Genomic DNA, 13,848 nt, shown 5'->3' with positions numbered 1-13,848 from the left:
TGTCGGCGTCCGGGTGGGCGAGGACGGCCAGTGACGAACCGTCCGAGATGGACATCAGGAAGAGGAACCCGCGCTCCATCTCCACAACGGTCTGGCTGACGGCGCCGCCCTCGAAGATCCGGGAGGCACCCGCGGTCAGCGATGTCAGACCGGAGGCCACGGCCGCCAGCTGATCGGCGCGGTCGCGCGGGAAACCTTCGGACATCGCCAGCAACAGGCCATCCGCGGAGACCACCACCGTGTGGGACACCCCTGGGGTGTTGTCCACGAAGTTGGTGATCAGCCAGTTCAGATTCTGCGCGGCCTGACTCATGGGGCTCAACTAACGCTCCTGCTGGTGAGTGGGGCCGAGATGGATACTGCCGGTCGACGGGCCGTTGTTGGCCTGCCGTCCCTGCTGGATGCCCCGGCGGAGATTGGTCAGACGACCGCGTACGTCATCGGGCGCACGCGAAACCTGAGGTCCGGACTGGTGATTCTGCTGCTGAGCGGTCCCCGGAACCAAATTGGCGCGGGGAACACGGCGGGGCAGCCCGGAAGTGGTGACCCCGCCGGCGGCCGGCTTCTTGACCCGCTCGGCCTGGCGTACGAGTTCGTCGTTGGGCGAAGCGCGCCAGGAACTGGTGACCGGCGGAGCGTCGGCCGCACCACGCTGGGGCATGGGCGGAACGGGCACACCGGTCGGCTCCGCGGCGGCGGGCGCCGGCGCCTGCGGCTGCTCGCCGCCCTGCTGGCCGCCCTGGCCCGGACCGTGGAACCAGTTGGTCTCCAGGGTGTCGTACAGCGGCGTACGGCCGTCCCCGGGACCGGCCGGCGGCAGGGCCTCCGGCTGCTGGGGCAGCGCGGGACGGTAGGGGGCCTCGCCCGCCGGCGGCGCCGACGGACGCGGGGCACCGAAGCCGACCTCGTCCCGGCCGCGCTGACGCGGCGCGGGCAGCTGCTGGCCCTGGTCCTGGCCCTGCTGGAGCGGCGCGTTGAAGTCCGGCCGCGCGAACTGCGTGGTGCTCGCCGGGTCCTGGCCCTGCTGGCCGTACCCCTGGCCCTGGGGGGCCTGCGGCGCCGAGAAGTCGGGCCGGGCGAACTCGGAGGTGACGCCCGGGTCCTGGCGGCCGTCCACCGGCCGCTGGGTCAGCGGGTTGTCGAACCCCTGGTCCTGGCCGGCCCCCGTCGGCCGGGCGAACTGCCCGGTCGCGTCGTGCTCCTCGTGGCCGCGCGGGGCGTCCACGCCCCAGCCCGCGGCCTGCGGGCGCTGCTGCGGGCTGCCGCCGGGCAGCTCGGCCCGCGGGCCGCCGGTCGGCGGCAGCTGACGGCCGGGGCCGCCGGGCTGCTGGAAGCCGCCCTGGGCGCCGGGGCCGTTCTGCTCGTGCCGGGCCTGCTGGGGCTGGTGCTGGGCACCGGGGCCCTGCTGGTGCTGCTGGCCCTGCTGGCCCTGCTGGTGCTGCGGGGCGAACGCGTTCGAGCGGCTGTCCCGGCCGGGGGAGGCCGGAGCGCCGTGACCGAACAGGTTGGGCTGGCCCGTCTCCGTACGGCCGGGGGCCTCGCCCTGACCGCCGCGCGCGCCGAGCCGGGCGCCGTTGCCGAAGGCGCCGGAGAGACCGCCGCCCTGGCGCTGCGGCTCCTGGCCCGGGAAGGGCTGAGAGCCCTGGTTCGGGTTGCCGGGGCCCTGCGGGCCGTTGTTCTGCTGGCCCTGCGGACGGCCGGAGCCGTTGTCCCGCGCGGGGAGTGCGGCGCGCGGGCCGGAGCCCGCACCGACCTGGCCGCGCTGGCCGCCGGGGCCGGAGCCGAGGCTCTTGGCGCCCGGTCCGCCCGGTGCGCCGCCGATCCCGGGGCGCTGGCCGCCCGCCGCGCCGTTGCCGTTGCCGGCGAGCAGGCCGCCGGGGGCGCCGCCGGGCTGCTGGCCGGGGCCCTGCTTGGACGGGGGCTGCTTGCCGCCGTGGGCGACATCGACGGGCAGCATGACGAGCGCGGTCGTGCCGCCGGAGTCGGAGGGGCGCAGCTGGATGCGGATGCCGTGACGCAGCGACAGCCGGCCGACCACGAACAGACCCATGCGGCGGGAGACCGAGACGTCCACGGTGGGCGGCTGCGCGAGCCGCTCGTTGATCGCCGCGAGGTCCTCGGGGGAGAGGCCGATACCGGTGTCGTGGATCTCGACCAGCACGCGGCCGTCGGGCAGCGCGTGGCCGGTGACCTTGACCTTCGTCTGCGGCGAGGAGAACGACGTCGCGTTCTCCAGCAGCTCGGCGAGGAGGTGCACGAGGTCGTTGACGACCCGGCCCGCGACCTCGGTGGCGGGCACCGCGGACAGTTCGATGCGCTCGTACTGCTCCACCTCGGAGGCGGCGGCACGGAGCACGTCGACCAGCGGGACGGGGCGGGTCCACCGGCGGCCCGGCTCCTCACCCGCGAGGACGAGGAGGTTCTCGCCGTTACGGCGCATACGGGTCGCGAGGTGGTCGAGCTTGAAGAGCGAGGAGAGCTGGTCCGGGTCGGCCTCGCGCGACTCCAGCTCGGAGATGAGCGAGAGCTGACGCTGGATGAGGCCCTGCGAACGTCGCGAGAGGTTGGTGAACATCGCGTTGACGTTGCCTCGCAGGAGGGCCTGCTCGGCGGCGAGGCGGACGGCCTCGCGGTGCACGTCGTCGAAGGCCGCGGCCACCTGGCCGATCTCGTCCCGGGAGTGCACACCGACCGACTCGACGGAGGTGTCGACGTCCTGCGGGTCGGTCTCGGAGAGCTGCTTGACGAGCTCGGGCAGCCGGTCCTGGGCGACGCGGGTGGCGGTGTCCTGGAGGCGGCGCAGCGAGCGGATCATGGAGCGGGCCACCACGAAGGCGCCGACGAGCGAGACACCGAGCACGATGAGGATGACCACACCGTTGATGATCGCCTCGCGCTGGGAGGCCTCGCGCAGCTCGCGCGCCTTGGCCTCCATGTCGCTGAGGAGGGTGGTCTCGATCGTCTTCATCGCGTCGATCTTGGTGGAGGACTGGTCGTACCAGTCCATGTACGAGCGCACCTTCGCCCCGTCGATCCCGTTCGGGGTGTCGAGGACGTGCTTGGCGTACATGTTCGCCGCGTTGATCTCGGGGTTGTTGCCGTTGTCCAGCGGAGCCATCAGGTCCACCGCACTCTCGCCGGTCGATCCGTAGATCGACTTGAACGAGCTGATCGCCCGGTTCTCCTTGTCGAGAGCGTTGGAGCCGAACTGCTTGTCGTTCTCGTTGAGGTGCGGTTCCTTGACCGAGCCGCCGGGCAGCGCGGCCGCGATGACCGCGCGCTGGATCGAGGCGTACTCCTTGGCGGAGGAGAACGCCGCCAGGGCCCGGGTCCGCTTGATCATGTCCGGGTTGCTGGTCGCCTGGGCCATGTCCTGGGACAGGCTGAGCAGCGAGGTGATCAGCTGGCTGTACTGGTCGATGGTGTTGAGGGACGGCGCGCCGTCCTCGTACGCCGACTTGCGGATCGACCGGATGTCGCCGAGCTGGGAGGCGATCTGGGCGACGCTCGCGTGGATGCTCTCCAGGGCGTCGTCGTTCTCGAAGTCGCCGATCTCGTTGGTCGCGTCGAGGAACGCGTCCTTGGCCCGGTCGGTCTTCTCCCGGGGCTGGGAGACCTTGTAGTCGGTCGCCTTGGAGCCGTTGGAGAGCGGACCGGCGGACTGGTCGCGCTCCACCTGGAGGGCCTGGGCGAGCGAGGTCGCCTGCTTGGTCATCTGGGTCAGCAGCTGCATGTGCTCCAGCTGCTGCATGTCGGTCATGGACTCGTTGATCCTCAGACCGCCCAGGCTGGTCGCGGCGACCACGGGGAGGGCGAGGAGCGAGACCAGTCGCGTACTGATGCGCCAGTTACGGAGCGCTATTCGCGAGCCCGTGTCGACGGGGCCGCGGGAAGCGGGGGGCGTGCCCGGCTCTGCTCCGCCGCTCGTCGTGGACCCCGGGCGCTGCGCACGGTCGCTGTTGTCGCCGGCAGCGGCCGGCCCGGGGTTCTGGGCGTGCTGGGGCGAGGAACCGCGGTCGGTCCCGCCGCGCGGCTCCTGTTCCGCCGGAGCGCTGCCATCCCTCTTGAAACGTCCCTGCACTAGCGTCGCAACCTCTGGACCAGGCGTTCCGTCCGGATAGGGACAGAACGGTGTCGGCGTCGTGGGGCGCTGGACGCGCCCCATGGTGGTCGTTGAGTGACCGGCGTACTTCCCCCTCCCGCCGCCGCTCGGCGCTGCGTCGCGCCCCGGTGCGCCGGTCTGAAACCCGCGGCGGTGCGTGGAATTCCAGCACAGTGCAGGATCTCCAACAAGGGCCATGTACCGGGCTGTGACCTGGGTGACACGTTGTGATGAACGAGTAACAAGCGGTGGAGAGTGATCGTGGGTAAAACGGACTATCGGGGAGGAGTCGCTTAGGGGTGGGGGGTGTCCCAGTCGCGATGATCAGGAGCGGAATGGTGGATTCAGGGAGGTAATGTCCGTTTCTCGCGCCATGATCACCTGTCCGTAATGGGACAATTGTCGATTACTTCGTGAGCAAACTCACATGATGATCGTCGCCTCATCCCGGCTTCGGCGGGGAATCGGATGTTTAGCCTGACGCTTTACACGGATGGCGAATCCGACAAGCAGGCGCCGCCGAGGCGGCGCCCCTACCGACAGGGTCCTGACGGCAGATGAAGACGACGACGACGCTCCGCAACATTGCCAACCCCCGGCGCACCACGCTGGCGCACCTCGAGGACGCCGAAGCGCTTCAGGCGCCCTTCCTGCCGGAGCACGCCGCCGAACTGCCCACCGTGACGGCCAACCCGCGCCGCACCATCCTCATGGAAGCCCCGGTCACGCCTGCCCGGTAGCGGTCCCGCAACGGGCGAGGCTGTGCCCCCTCACCGCGCCGGCGCCTCGCCCGGCCGCTAGCCTGGAGCGTCAGTCTTCAGTCAGCCAGCAAGTGAGGGGCGACAGCATCCCGTGCGCATCGCCAGGTTCTCCATCGACGGCAATGTCGCCTTCGGCGCCGTCGAGGGGCAGGGCACCGTGGAATCCGGTGACCTCGTCCTCGACATCATCAAGGGCATCCCGTACGCCGACTTCGAGCTCTCGGGCACCAAGGTCCCGCTGAACAAGGTCCGGCTGCTGCCCCCCGTGCTCCCCAACAAGGTCGTGGCCATCGGCCGCAACTACGCGGAGCACGCCGCCGAGCTCGGCAACGAGGTCCCCGACGCGCCGATCACCTTCTTCAAGCCCACCACCTCGGTGATCGGCTCCGGCGACGCGATCGAGTACCCCTCCTTCTCCCAGGACCTGCACCACGAGGCCGAGCTGGCCGTGGTCATCGGCCGCATGTGCCGCGAGGTCCCGCGCGAGCGCGTCAAGGACGTCATCCTCGGCTACACCTGCGCCAACGACGTCACCGCCCGCGACGTGCAGCAGCGCGAGAAGCAGTGGGCCCGCGCCAAGGGCTTCGACACCTCCTGCCCGCTGGGCCCCTGGGTGGAGACCGACGTGGACCCCCACGACCTCACCATCCAGGCGACGGTCAACGGCGAGCAGCGACAGCTCGGCCGTACGAGCGACATGGTCCGCTCCATCGAGGACCTGATCGTCCACATCACGGAGGCCATGACGCTCCTCCCGGGCGACGTGATCCTCACCGGAACCCCCGCAGGGGTCGGACCCCTGCACGTCGGCGACGAGGTCGCCGTCACCATCGAAGGCATCGGCACTCTCACCAACAAGGTGATCAAGCGTGGTTAACGCACCCGTCGCACCCGTCCGCGTACGTTTCTGTCCCTCCCCGACCGGCAACCCCCACGTGGGCCTGGTCCGCACGGCCCTGTTCAACTGGGCCTTCGCCCGGCACCACCAGGGCACCCTGGTCTTCCGGATCGAGGACACCGACGCCGCGCGCGACTCCGAGGACTCCTACCGGCAGCTGCTCGACTCGATGCGCTGGCTGGGCCTGGACTGGGACGAGGGCCCCGAGATCGGCGGCCCGCACGCCCCCTACCGCCAGTCGCAGCGGATGGACCTGTACAAGGACGTCGCCGAGAAGCTGCTCGCCGCCGGGTACGCGTACGCCTGCTACTGCACCACCGAGGAGCTGGACACCCGCCGCGACGCCGCCCGCGCCGCGGGGAAGCCGTCCGGCTACGACGGCCACTGCCGCGACCTCACCGCCGAGCAGAAGGCCGCGTACGAGGCCGAGGGCCGCACCTCGATCGTCCGCTTCCGGATGCCCGACGAGGCGATCACCTTCACCGACCTGGTCCGCGGCGAGATCACCGTCCAGCCGGAGAACGTCCCGGACTACGGCATCGTCCGCGCCAACGGGGCCCCGCTCTACACGCTGGTCAACCCGGTCGACGACGCGCTGATGGAGATCACCCACGTCCTGCGCGGCGAGGATCTGCTCTCCTCCACCCCGCGCCAGATCGCCCTGTACCGGGCCCTCGCCGAGCTGGGCATCGCCAAGGAGACCCCCGCCTTCGGCCACCTGCCGTACGTCATGGGCGAGGGCAACAAGAAGCTCTCCAAGCGCGACCCGCAGGCCTCCCTCAACCTCTACCGGGAGCGCGGCTTCCTCCCCGAGGGGCTGCTGAACTACCTCTCGCTGCTGGGCTGGTCGATCGCCGAGGACCGCGACATCTTCTCGGTGGACGAACTGATCGCGGCGTTCGACATCGAGGACGTCAACGCCAACCCGGCCCGCTTCGACCTCAAGAAGTGCGAGCACATCAACGCCGAGCACATCCGCATGCTCGACGTGAAGGCGTTCACCGAGGCCTGCGGCCCCTGGCTGAAGGCCCCCTTCGCGCCCTGGGCCCCGGAGGCCTTCGACGCCCAGAAGTGGACGCGGATCGCCCCGTACGCCCAGACCCGGGTGACGGTGCTCTCCGACATCACCGACAACGTCGACTTCCTCTTCCTCGACGAGCCGGTGGAGGACGAGGCGTCCTGGGCCAAGGCGATGAAGGGCGACCCGGCCGCCCTCCTGACCACGGCCCGCGCCAACCTGGAGGCGGCGGACTGGAGCGACCCCGAGTCGCTGAAGAACGCCGTGCTCACCGCCGGCGAGGCGCACGGCCTCAAGCTCGGCAAGGCCCAGGCCCCGGTCCGGGTCGCCGTGACCGGCCGCACCGTCGGCCTGCCGCTCTTCGAGTCCCTGGAGATCCTGGGCCGCGAGAAGTCCCTGGCCCGCGTGGACGCCGCTCTGGCGAAGCTGGCCGCGTAGAGCGCCAGGACACCCCGAGGAGGGCCGCGGCCGACCGGCTGCGGCCCTCCTCGGCCTTTGCCCTCCGCGAGCGCCGCCGGGCGGCTACCGTGACGTACATGCCGATCCGAGCCGTGCTCTGGGACATCGACGACACGCTCTTCGACTACGCGAGCGCCGACCACACCGGTATGCGGCTCCATCTGGAGAGCACGGGACTGCCCGAGGCGTACGCGTCCGTCGACGAGGCCCTCGCCGCCTGGAAGGCGATCACCGCCGTGCACTGGGCGCGCGTGGCCGCCGGGGAGACGGACTTCCTCGGCCAGCGCCGGGACCGGGTGCGGGACTTCCTCGCGCGGGCCATGGCGGACGCCGAGGCCGACGCCTGGTTCGCCGGCCACCTGGTCCACTACGAGGCCGCCTGGGAGCTCTTCCCGGACGTGCTTCCGGTCCTGGACCGGCTGGCCCCCGACTACCGCCACGCGATCCTCTCCAACTCCAGCACCCCCAACCAGCACCGCAAGCTCACCGCCCTCGGCGTCCGGGACCGGTTCGAGGCGATGGTCTGCGCCGTGGAGCTGGGCATCTCCAAGCCGGAGGCGGGCGCCTTCCACGCGGCCTGCGAGGCGCTCGCGCTGGAGCCGCACGAGGTGGCGTACGTGGGGGACGAGCCGGACATCGACGCGAGCGGGGCCGTCGCCGCCGGGCTGAGGGGCATCTGGCTCGACCGGCGGGGCAGGGGCGGGAGGACGGATCTCGTCCGGATCACCGGGCTCGACCAGCTCCCCGCGCTGCTGGCGGGCCATACCCGTTTTGGAGCGCCGGAGACCTTCGGGTAATGTTCTTTCTGCGCCGCCCGAGCGGGCCGAAAGATCCGGCCGGGAAGCGCAGACAGAAGTGAGACCCCCTCCAGGGGTTGCATTTCAGTGGGCTATGGTGTAATTGGCAACACTACGGTTTCTGGTACCGTCATTCTAGGTTCGAGTCCTGGTAGCCCAGCGCAGTACAAGCAAGACCAGCAGGACAAGCCCCCGTTGTGTAGCGGCCTAGCACGCTGCCCTCTCACGGCAGTAGCGCCGGTTCGAATCCGGTCGGGGGTACAGATCCTTCCCGCGAGAACACTTGGGTCGCACCCACGTTCTCGATGCAGGATCGCTAGGGCCCCCGTTGTGTAGCGGCCTAGCACGCTGCCCTCTCACGGCAGTAGCGCCGGTTCGAATCCGGTCGGGGGTACTTGTCACACCATGGGCTATGGTGTAATTGGCAACACTACGGTTTCTGGTACCGTCATTCTAGGTTCGAGTCCTGGTAGCCCAGCGCAAGTCAGCAGTAACCACGCCCCCGTTGTGTAGCGGCCTAGCACGCTGCCCTCTCACGGCAGTAGCGCCGGTTCGAATCCGGTCGGGGGTACAACAGAGCGGTACGGGAAGGCCCTTCACTTCGGTGGAGGGCCTTCTCGCTTGCCCGGACCAGGGCGGCCCTGGGCCAAGTCGCCCACGTCGCAACGGTGTTGGCGGGGCAAGATATAGGGCCGCCACGGCGCTGGGGCGGCCTTCCGGAAGTGGGGAGAAGTACGGGCGGGACGTCAGCCCGTGCGGCGCAGGGCCTCGCTCAGCCGCGCGGCCGAGTCGATGACCGCCTGGGCGTGCATCCGGCCCGGGTGACGCGTCAGCCGCTCGATCGGCCCGGAGACCGAGACGGCGGCGACCACCCGGTTCGAGGGGCCGCGCACCGGGGCGGAGACCGAGGCGACGCCCGGCTCCCGCTCACCGATCGACTGGGCCCAGCCCCGCCGCCGTACGCCGGAGAGGGCCGTCGCCGTGAACCGGGCGCCCTGGAGGCCGCGGTGCAGGCGCTCCGGCTCCTCCCAGGCCATCAGGATCTGGGCGGAGGAGCCCGCCTTCATGGTGAGCGTCGAGCCGACCGGCACCGTGTCCCGGAGCCCGGACAGCCGTTCCGCCGCTGCCACGCAGATACGCATGTCGCCCTGCCGGCGGTAGAGCTGGGCGCTCTCGCCGGTGATGTCCCGCAGGTGGGTGAGTACCGGTCCGGCCGTGGCCAGCAGGCGGTCCTCGCCCGCCGCGGCTGCCAGTTCCGACAGCCGGGGGCCGAGAATGAACCGGCCCTGCATGTCCCTCGCCACCATCCGGTGGTGTTCCAGTGCCACGGCCAGTCGATGGGCCGTGGGCCGTGCGAGCCCGGTCGCCGCGACCAGCCCGGCGAGGGTGGCCGGACCGGACTCCAGGGCGCTCAATACCAGAGCTGCCTTGTCGAGAACGCCGACGCCGCTAGAGTTGTCCATACGACGATACTCCCGTCTCACTCTGTGAAACGCAAGTTCAATTTTCAGCAGAAGTTGCGAACCTGTACGGGTGGCCGCACAACGGCCCGCGGCCACCGCCCCGCAGGGGATCCGGACGGCGGCGCACCGAATCTCTAGTTGGGCCGGCGAAGACGCCGGCCGGAGGGAAAGCGATGGGTAGGACACTCGCGGAGAAGGTCTGGGACGACCATGTCGTCCGGCGCGCGGAGGGCGAGCCCGACCTCCTCTTCATCGATCTGCACCTGCTGCACGAGGTGACCAGCCCGCAGGCCTTCGACGGTCTGCGCCAGGCCGGACGTCCGGTGCGACGCCTCGACCTCACCATCGCCACCGAGGACCACAACACCCCGACCCTCGACATCGACAAGCCGATCGCCGACCCGGTCTCGCGCGCCCAGCTGGAGACCCTGCGCAAGAACTGCGCGGACTTCGGCGTACGGCTGCACCCGCTCGGCGACGTGGAGCAGGGCGTCGTGCACGTGGTCGGCCCGCAGCTGGGTCTGACCCAGCCCGGCACCACCGTGGTCTGCGGCGACTCCCACACCTCCACGCACGGGGCGTTCGGCGCGCTGGCGTTCGGCATCGGCACCAGCCAGGTCGAGCACGTCCTGGCCACCCAGACGCTGCCGCTGGCCCGCCCGAAGACCATGGCCATCACGGTCGACGGCGAACTGCCCGAGGACGTCACCGCCAAGGACCTGATCCTGGCGATCATCACCCGGATCGGCACCGGCGGCGGCCAGGGCTACATCCTCGAATACCGCGGCTCCGCCATCGAGAAGCTCTCGATGGAGGCCCGGATGACCATCTGCAACATGTCGATCGAGGCCGGCGCCCGCGCGGGCATGATCGCCCCGGACGAGACCACCTTCGCCTACCTGGAGGGTCGCGACGCCGCCCCCAAGGGCGAGGAGTGGGACGCCGCCGTCGCGTACTGGAAGACCCTGCGCACGGACGACGACGCGGTGTTCGACGCCGAGGTCGTCATCGACGCCACCGAACTGGCCCCGTTCGTCACCTGGGGCACCAACCCCGGCCAGGGCGCGCCGCTCTCCGCGCACGTCCCCGACCCGGCTTCGTACGAGGACGCCTCGGAGCGCAACGCCGCCGAAAAGGCCCTGGAGTACATGGGGTTGACCGCCGGGCAGCCGCTGCGCGAGATCAACGTGGACACCGTCTTCGTAGGTTCGTGCACCAACGGCCGCATCGAGGACCTGCGCAACGCCGCGTCCATCCTGGACGGCCGCAAAGTCGCGAGAGGCGTACGGATGCTGGTCGTCCCCGGCTCCGTCCGGGTCGCGCTCCAGGCCGTCTCCGAGGGGCTGGACAAGGTCTTCACCGAGGCCGGCGCCGAATGGCGGCACGCGGGCTGCTCGATGTGCCTGGGCATGAACCCCGACCAGCTGGCCCCCGGCGAGCGCTCCGCCTCCACCTCGAACCGCAACTTCGAGGGTCGGCAGGGCAAGGGCGGCCGCACCCACCTGGTCTCGCCCCAGGTCGCCGCCGCCACCGCCGTGCTGGGCCATCTGGCCTCGCCCGCCGACCTGTCCGACACCCGTACCCCCGCCGGAGTCCGATAGCCATGGAAGCCTTCACCGCACACACCGGCCGGGCCGTCCCGCTGCGCCGCAGCAACGTCGACACCGACCAGATCATCCCCGCCCACTGGCTGAAGAAGGTCACCCGCGACGGGTTCGAGGACGGGCTCTTCGAAGCCTGGCGCAAGGACGCCGACTTCATCCTCAACCGCCCCGAGCGCCAAGGCGCCTCGGTCCTGGTGGCCGGCCCCGACTTCGGCACGGGCTCCTCCCGCGAACACGCGGTCTGGGCCCTGCAGAACTTCGGCTTCAAGACCGTCATCTCCTCCCGCTTCGCCGACATCTTCCGGGGCAACTCGCTGAAGAACGGCCTGCTGACCGTGGTCCTGGAGCAGAAGGTCGTCGACTCCCTGTGGGAGCTGAGCGAGGCCGACCCGACCGCCGAGATCACCGTCGACCTGGAGGCCCGGCAGGTCCGAGCCGAGGGCATCACGGCCGCCTTCGAGCTGGACGAGAACGCCCGCTGGCGACTGCTCAACGGCCTCGACGACATCAGCCTCACCCTTCAGAACGAAGCGGACATCGCGGCTTACGAGGCAGCCAGGCCTGCCCACAAGCCGCGTACAATTGACGCCTGAGCAGCGGTTTTCCATGACTGCGCCCCCTGCCTCCAGGCAGGGGGCGCAGTCGCTTGTTGAGCCCCCCTCGGGCGACAACTCGCCCCAGATGGCACAATCGGTGCATGGAACGCGACAGCCAACTCAAGCTCTACGGTCAAGTCGCCGACCGACTGAAGGAAGCGCACGCGAAGGTGCGTGCACTGCAAGTCCCGGAGAGCGTACGGATGGCGCTCTCCCGGAAGCTGCTGGTCGTCACGGCCGCGGCGAAGCACGATCTCCCGGACGCGGCAAGGCGTCTGGACCGGTTGATGAAGGACCTCGATGAGGGCCGATTCCCCGAAGGTGACTGACACGTGGAACTACGCATCGGTCGACTTCGTTGCGGCACTAGGGTGATTAGCCCGTTTCGTGTTTGATTTGCGGTATATATCTGCCTAACGTGCGAAAAAGCCTGAACACTTTCGTTCTGGCAATGTCTCCGAAGGGGAAGACGTGAACAAGGCGCAGCTCGTAGAAGCGATTGCCGACAAGGTCGGCGGCCGCCAGCAGGCCGCAGACGCTGTCGACGCGGTACTCGACGCGATCGTCCGTGCCGTTGTCGCCGGGGACCGTGTCTCGGTCACCGGCTTCGGCTCGTTCGAGAAGGTCGACCGCCCCGCCCGGTACGCCCGCAACCCGCAGACGGGTGAGCGCGTCCGGGTCAAGAAGACCTCGGTGCCCCGCTTCCGCGCGGGCCAGGGGTTCAAGGATCTGGTGAGCGGCTCCAAGAAGCTCCCCAAGAACGATGTGGCCGTGAAGAAGGCCCCCAAGGGCAGCCTCTCGGGCGGGTCTTCCGCCGCCCGTACGACGGTCAAGGCCGCCGCCGCCAAGAAGTCGGCCGCCAAGAAGGCCACGGCGAAGAAGGCCACCGCCAAGAAGGCCGTGGCACCGGCGAAGAAGACCACCGCCACCGCCAAGAAGGCCACCGCCAAGAAGGCGACCGCCACGGCGAAGAAGGCCACGCCGGCCGCGAAGAAGGCGACCCCGGCGAAGAAGGCCACCGCGACCGCCAAGAAGACCGCGCCCGCCAAGAAGGCCACGGCGAAGAAGGCGCCCGCGAAGAAGACCACGGCGCGCACCACCACGGCCAAGAAGGCCACCGCACGCAAGAAGTGAGACCGGGCACCCGCTCGCTTCTCACACGCGCCGGGCCGGGCTCCCCTCCGGGGAGCCCGGCCCGCGGGCTGTCCGGGGCCTGTTCGGGCCCACCGGACACGTCTCAGAACGTCTGCAACGTCACCAGCGTGATCCGCAGGGCGGCGCCCTCGCCCTCGCCCTCGATCCGCACCCGCTGCCCCGGACGCAGCAGCAGCAGGCCGCCCGCGTCGAAGGCCGGGGCGCCGAAGTCCACCGGGGTGCCGTCGTCCAGCAGCACACTGCCGGTGCGGGTCGCGGGGTCGTACGTGTACGAGGTCGCCTGCATGGGCCGCAGCCTATCGGTCCGACGTGAGCGGGAGCGCGAGACCGAGCCGCTCCGTGCGGGACCCCACCCCGAGGGCCAGGGCCACCCTCAGGTCCTCGCCCGTATCCACGTCCCGGCGCACCGAGTCGACACCGGGCAGCGTTATTTCCACCGCGCCCGAAGCCAGATGCCGGGCGGCGGAGGGGCCGCCGAAAGCCGGGCGCAATTCCGTTCCCCCGGAGCAGGACAGAAATGTCGTTCCGATTCCCGCCGCGTCCCGGAGAAATGCCCGGGGAAAAGCCGAGGCAAAATCAAGCACCCGGGCCAATTCCCCGGCGCGCAGAGCGGGCAGATCCGCGTTGAGCGCGGCCACCGGGGCGGCGGGCTCCGGCCCTCGCACCGAGCGGGCGCCGTACGCCAGCGCGGCGTTGAGCCCGGCCGCCGGGACGTCCGGCACGATCCGCGCGCCGAGCGCGGAAAGGGCCGCCCCGGCCGCCGCGTCGTCCGTGACGACCACCACATCCCGCACCCGGGCACAGGCGAGCGCCGCGGCCACCGTGTCCTGGGCGAAGGCCAGGGCCAGCCGGGGCCGGGCGAGCTCGCCCACCGCCCGCCCCAAGCGGCTCTTGGCCCGCGCGAGCGGCTTCAGCGGGACGACCAGGGACCAGGGCCCCACCGGGTCGGTGTTCGTGGCGATCTCCCCCTTCCGAAGGCATGAGGACTTATTCTC

Annotated in this window: 13 protein-coding genes and 5 tRNA genes; 13 read left to right on the top strand and 5 right to left on the bottom strand. The window is 70.5% G+C overall.

The features are described 5' to 3' along the window. Together AB0917_RS22445 and AB0917_RS22440 are read right to left on the bottom strand one after the other, a co-directional pair. On the bottom strand, positions 1-313 hold a 313-nt coding region (locus AB0917_RS22445; RefSeq protein ID WP_366821394.1), incomplete at its 3' end, for a roadblock/LC7 domain-containing protein. A gap of 9 nt (positions 314-322) precedes the next feature. Continuing rightward, on the bottom strand, positions 323-4,081 hold the full coding sequence (locus AB0917_RS22440) for a nitrate- and nitrite sensing domain-containing protein (protein ID WP_366821392.1): 3,759 nt from the start codon (positions 4,079-4,081) through the stop codon (positions 323-325). 578 nt (positions 4,082-4,659) lie between these two features. Between AB0917_RS22440 and AB0917_RS22435 the strand changes: the two genes are divergently transcribed. The 9 genes from AB0917_RS22435 to AB0917_RS22395 all read left to right on the top strand — a co-directional run bounded on the left by AB0917_RS22435 (position 4,660) and on the right by AB0917_RS22395 (position 8,606). Next, a complete protein-coding gene (locus AB0917_RS22435) occupies positions 4,660-4,842 on the top strand; it encodes a hypothetical protein (RefSeq protein ID WP_366821391.1) in 183 nt (60 codons plus the stop codon). A 112-nt stretch (positions 4,843-4,954) separates the two neighbouring features. Beyond that, complete coding sequence (locus AB0917_RS22430) at positions 4,955-5,740, top strand: fumarylacetoacetate hydrolase family protein (RefSeq protein ID WP_366821389.1); 786 nt, start codon at positions 4,955-4,957, stop codon at positions 5,738-5,740. Continuing rightward, positions 5,733-7,217 carry a glutamate--tRNA ligase gene (gene gltX / locus AB0917_RS22425; RefSeq protein WP_366821388.1) on the top strand — a complete coding sequence of 495 codons (1,485 nt, stop codon included), beginning with the start codon at positions 5,733-5,735 and terminating at the stop codon, positions 7,215-7,217. Before AB0917_RS22430 ends, gltX begins: the two co-directional genes overlap by 8 nt. A gap of 98 nt (positions 7,218-7,315) precedes the next feature. Continuing rightward, positions 7,316-8,035 (top strand): HAD family hydrolase, encoded by a 720-nt coding sequence (locus AB0917_RS22420; protein WP_366821387.1) that lies wholly within the window; start codon positions 7,316-7,318, stop codon positions 8,033-8,035. 88 nt (positions 8,036-8,123) lie between these two features. Next, positions 8,124-8,195 (top strand) — tRNA-Gln (locus AB0917_RS22415). Between the two features lie 28 nt (positions 8,196-8,223). Next, positions 8,224-8,296 (top strand) — tRNA-Glu (locus AB0917_RS22410). A 60-nt stretch (positions 8,297-8,356) separates the two neighbouring features. Continuing rightward, positions 8,357-8,429, top strand: a tRNA-Glu gene (locus AB0917_RS22405). Positions 8,430-8,441: 12 nt separating this feature from the next. Beyond that, positions 8,442-8,513: transfer RNA gene (locus tag AB0917_RS22400), tRNA-Gln, on the top strand. A gap of 20 nt (positions 8,514-8,533) precedes the next feature. Continuing rightward, positions 8,534-8,606: transfer RNA gene (locus AB0917_RS22395), tRNA-Glu, on the top strand. Positions 8,607-8,781: 175 nt separating this feature from the next. Here AB0917_RS22395 and ndgR read toward each other — a convergent pair. After that, positions 8,782-9,498, bottom strand: a complete 717-nt coding sequence (ndgR, locus tag AB0917_RS22390) for an IclR family transcriptional regulator NdgR (RefSeq protein ID WP_003966003.1) — start codon at positions 9,496-9,498, stop codon at positions 8,782-8,784. 173 nt (positions 9,499-9,671) lie between these two features. On the opposite strand from ndgR, the gene leuC reads away from it, so the two are divergent. From leuC to AB0917_RS22370, 4 genes are all read left to right on the top strand, one after another. Beyond that, entirely contained in the window at positions 9,672-11,099 is a 1,428-nt protein-coding gene (leuC, locus tag AB0917_RS22385) for a 3-isopropylmalate dehydratase large subunit (protein ID WP_366821386.1), read from the top strand. A 2-nt stretch (positions 11,100-11,101) separates the two neighbouring features. Beyond that, complete coding sequence (gene leuD, locus AB0917_RS22380) at positions 11,102-11,695, top strand: 3-isopropylmalate dehydratase small subunit (protein WP_366821385.1); 594 nt, start codon at positions 11,102-11,104, stop codon at positions 11,693-11,695. Between the two features lie 104 nt (positions 11,696-11,799). Then, on the top strand, positions 11,800-12,027 hold the full coding sequence (locus AB0917_RS22375) for a hypothetical protein (protein WP_015611645.1): 228 nt from the start codon (positions 11,800-11,802) through the stop codon (positions 12,025-12,027). A 142-nt stretch (positions 12,028-12,169) separates the two neighbouring features. Further along, positions 12,170-12,832, top strand: coding sequence for an HU family DNA-binding protein (locus AB0917_RS22370; RefSeq protein ID WP_366821384.1), 663 nt, complete (start codon positions 12,170-12,172; stop codon positions 12,830-12,832). Between the two features lie 103 nt (positions 12,833-12,935). On the opposite strand, the gene AB0917_RS22365 is transcribed toward AB0917_RS22370, so the two are convergent. Both AB0917_RS22365 and cofC read right to left on the bottom strand, forming a co-directional pair. Continuing rightward, a complete protein-coding gene (locus AB0917_RS22365) occupies positions 12,936-13,139 on the bottom strand; it encodes a hypothetical protein (protein ID WP_366821383.1) in 204 nt (67 codons plus the stop codon). Positions 13,140-13,149: 10 nt separating this feature from the next. Next, a complete protein-coding gene (gene cofC, locus AB0917_RS22360) occupies positions 13,150-13,794 on the bottom strand; it encodes a 2-phospho-L-lactate guanylyltransferase (protein ID WP_366821382.1) in 645 nt (214 codons plus the stop codon). Between the last annotated feature and the right edge of the window lie 54 nt (positions 13,795-13,848).

This window comes from Streptomyces sp. NPDC007346 (genome assembly GCF_040703535.1).
Lineage (GTDB): Bacteria > Actinomycetota > Actinomycetes > Streptomycetales > Streptomycetaceae > Streptomyces.
This window is presented reverse-complemented; position numbering and strand designations above follow the sequence as displayed.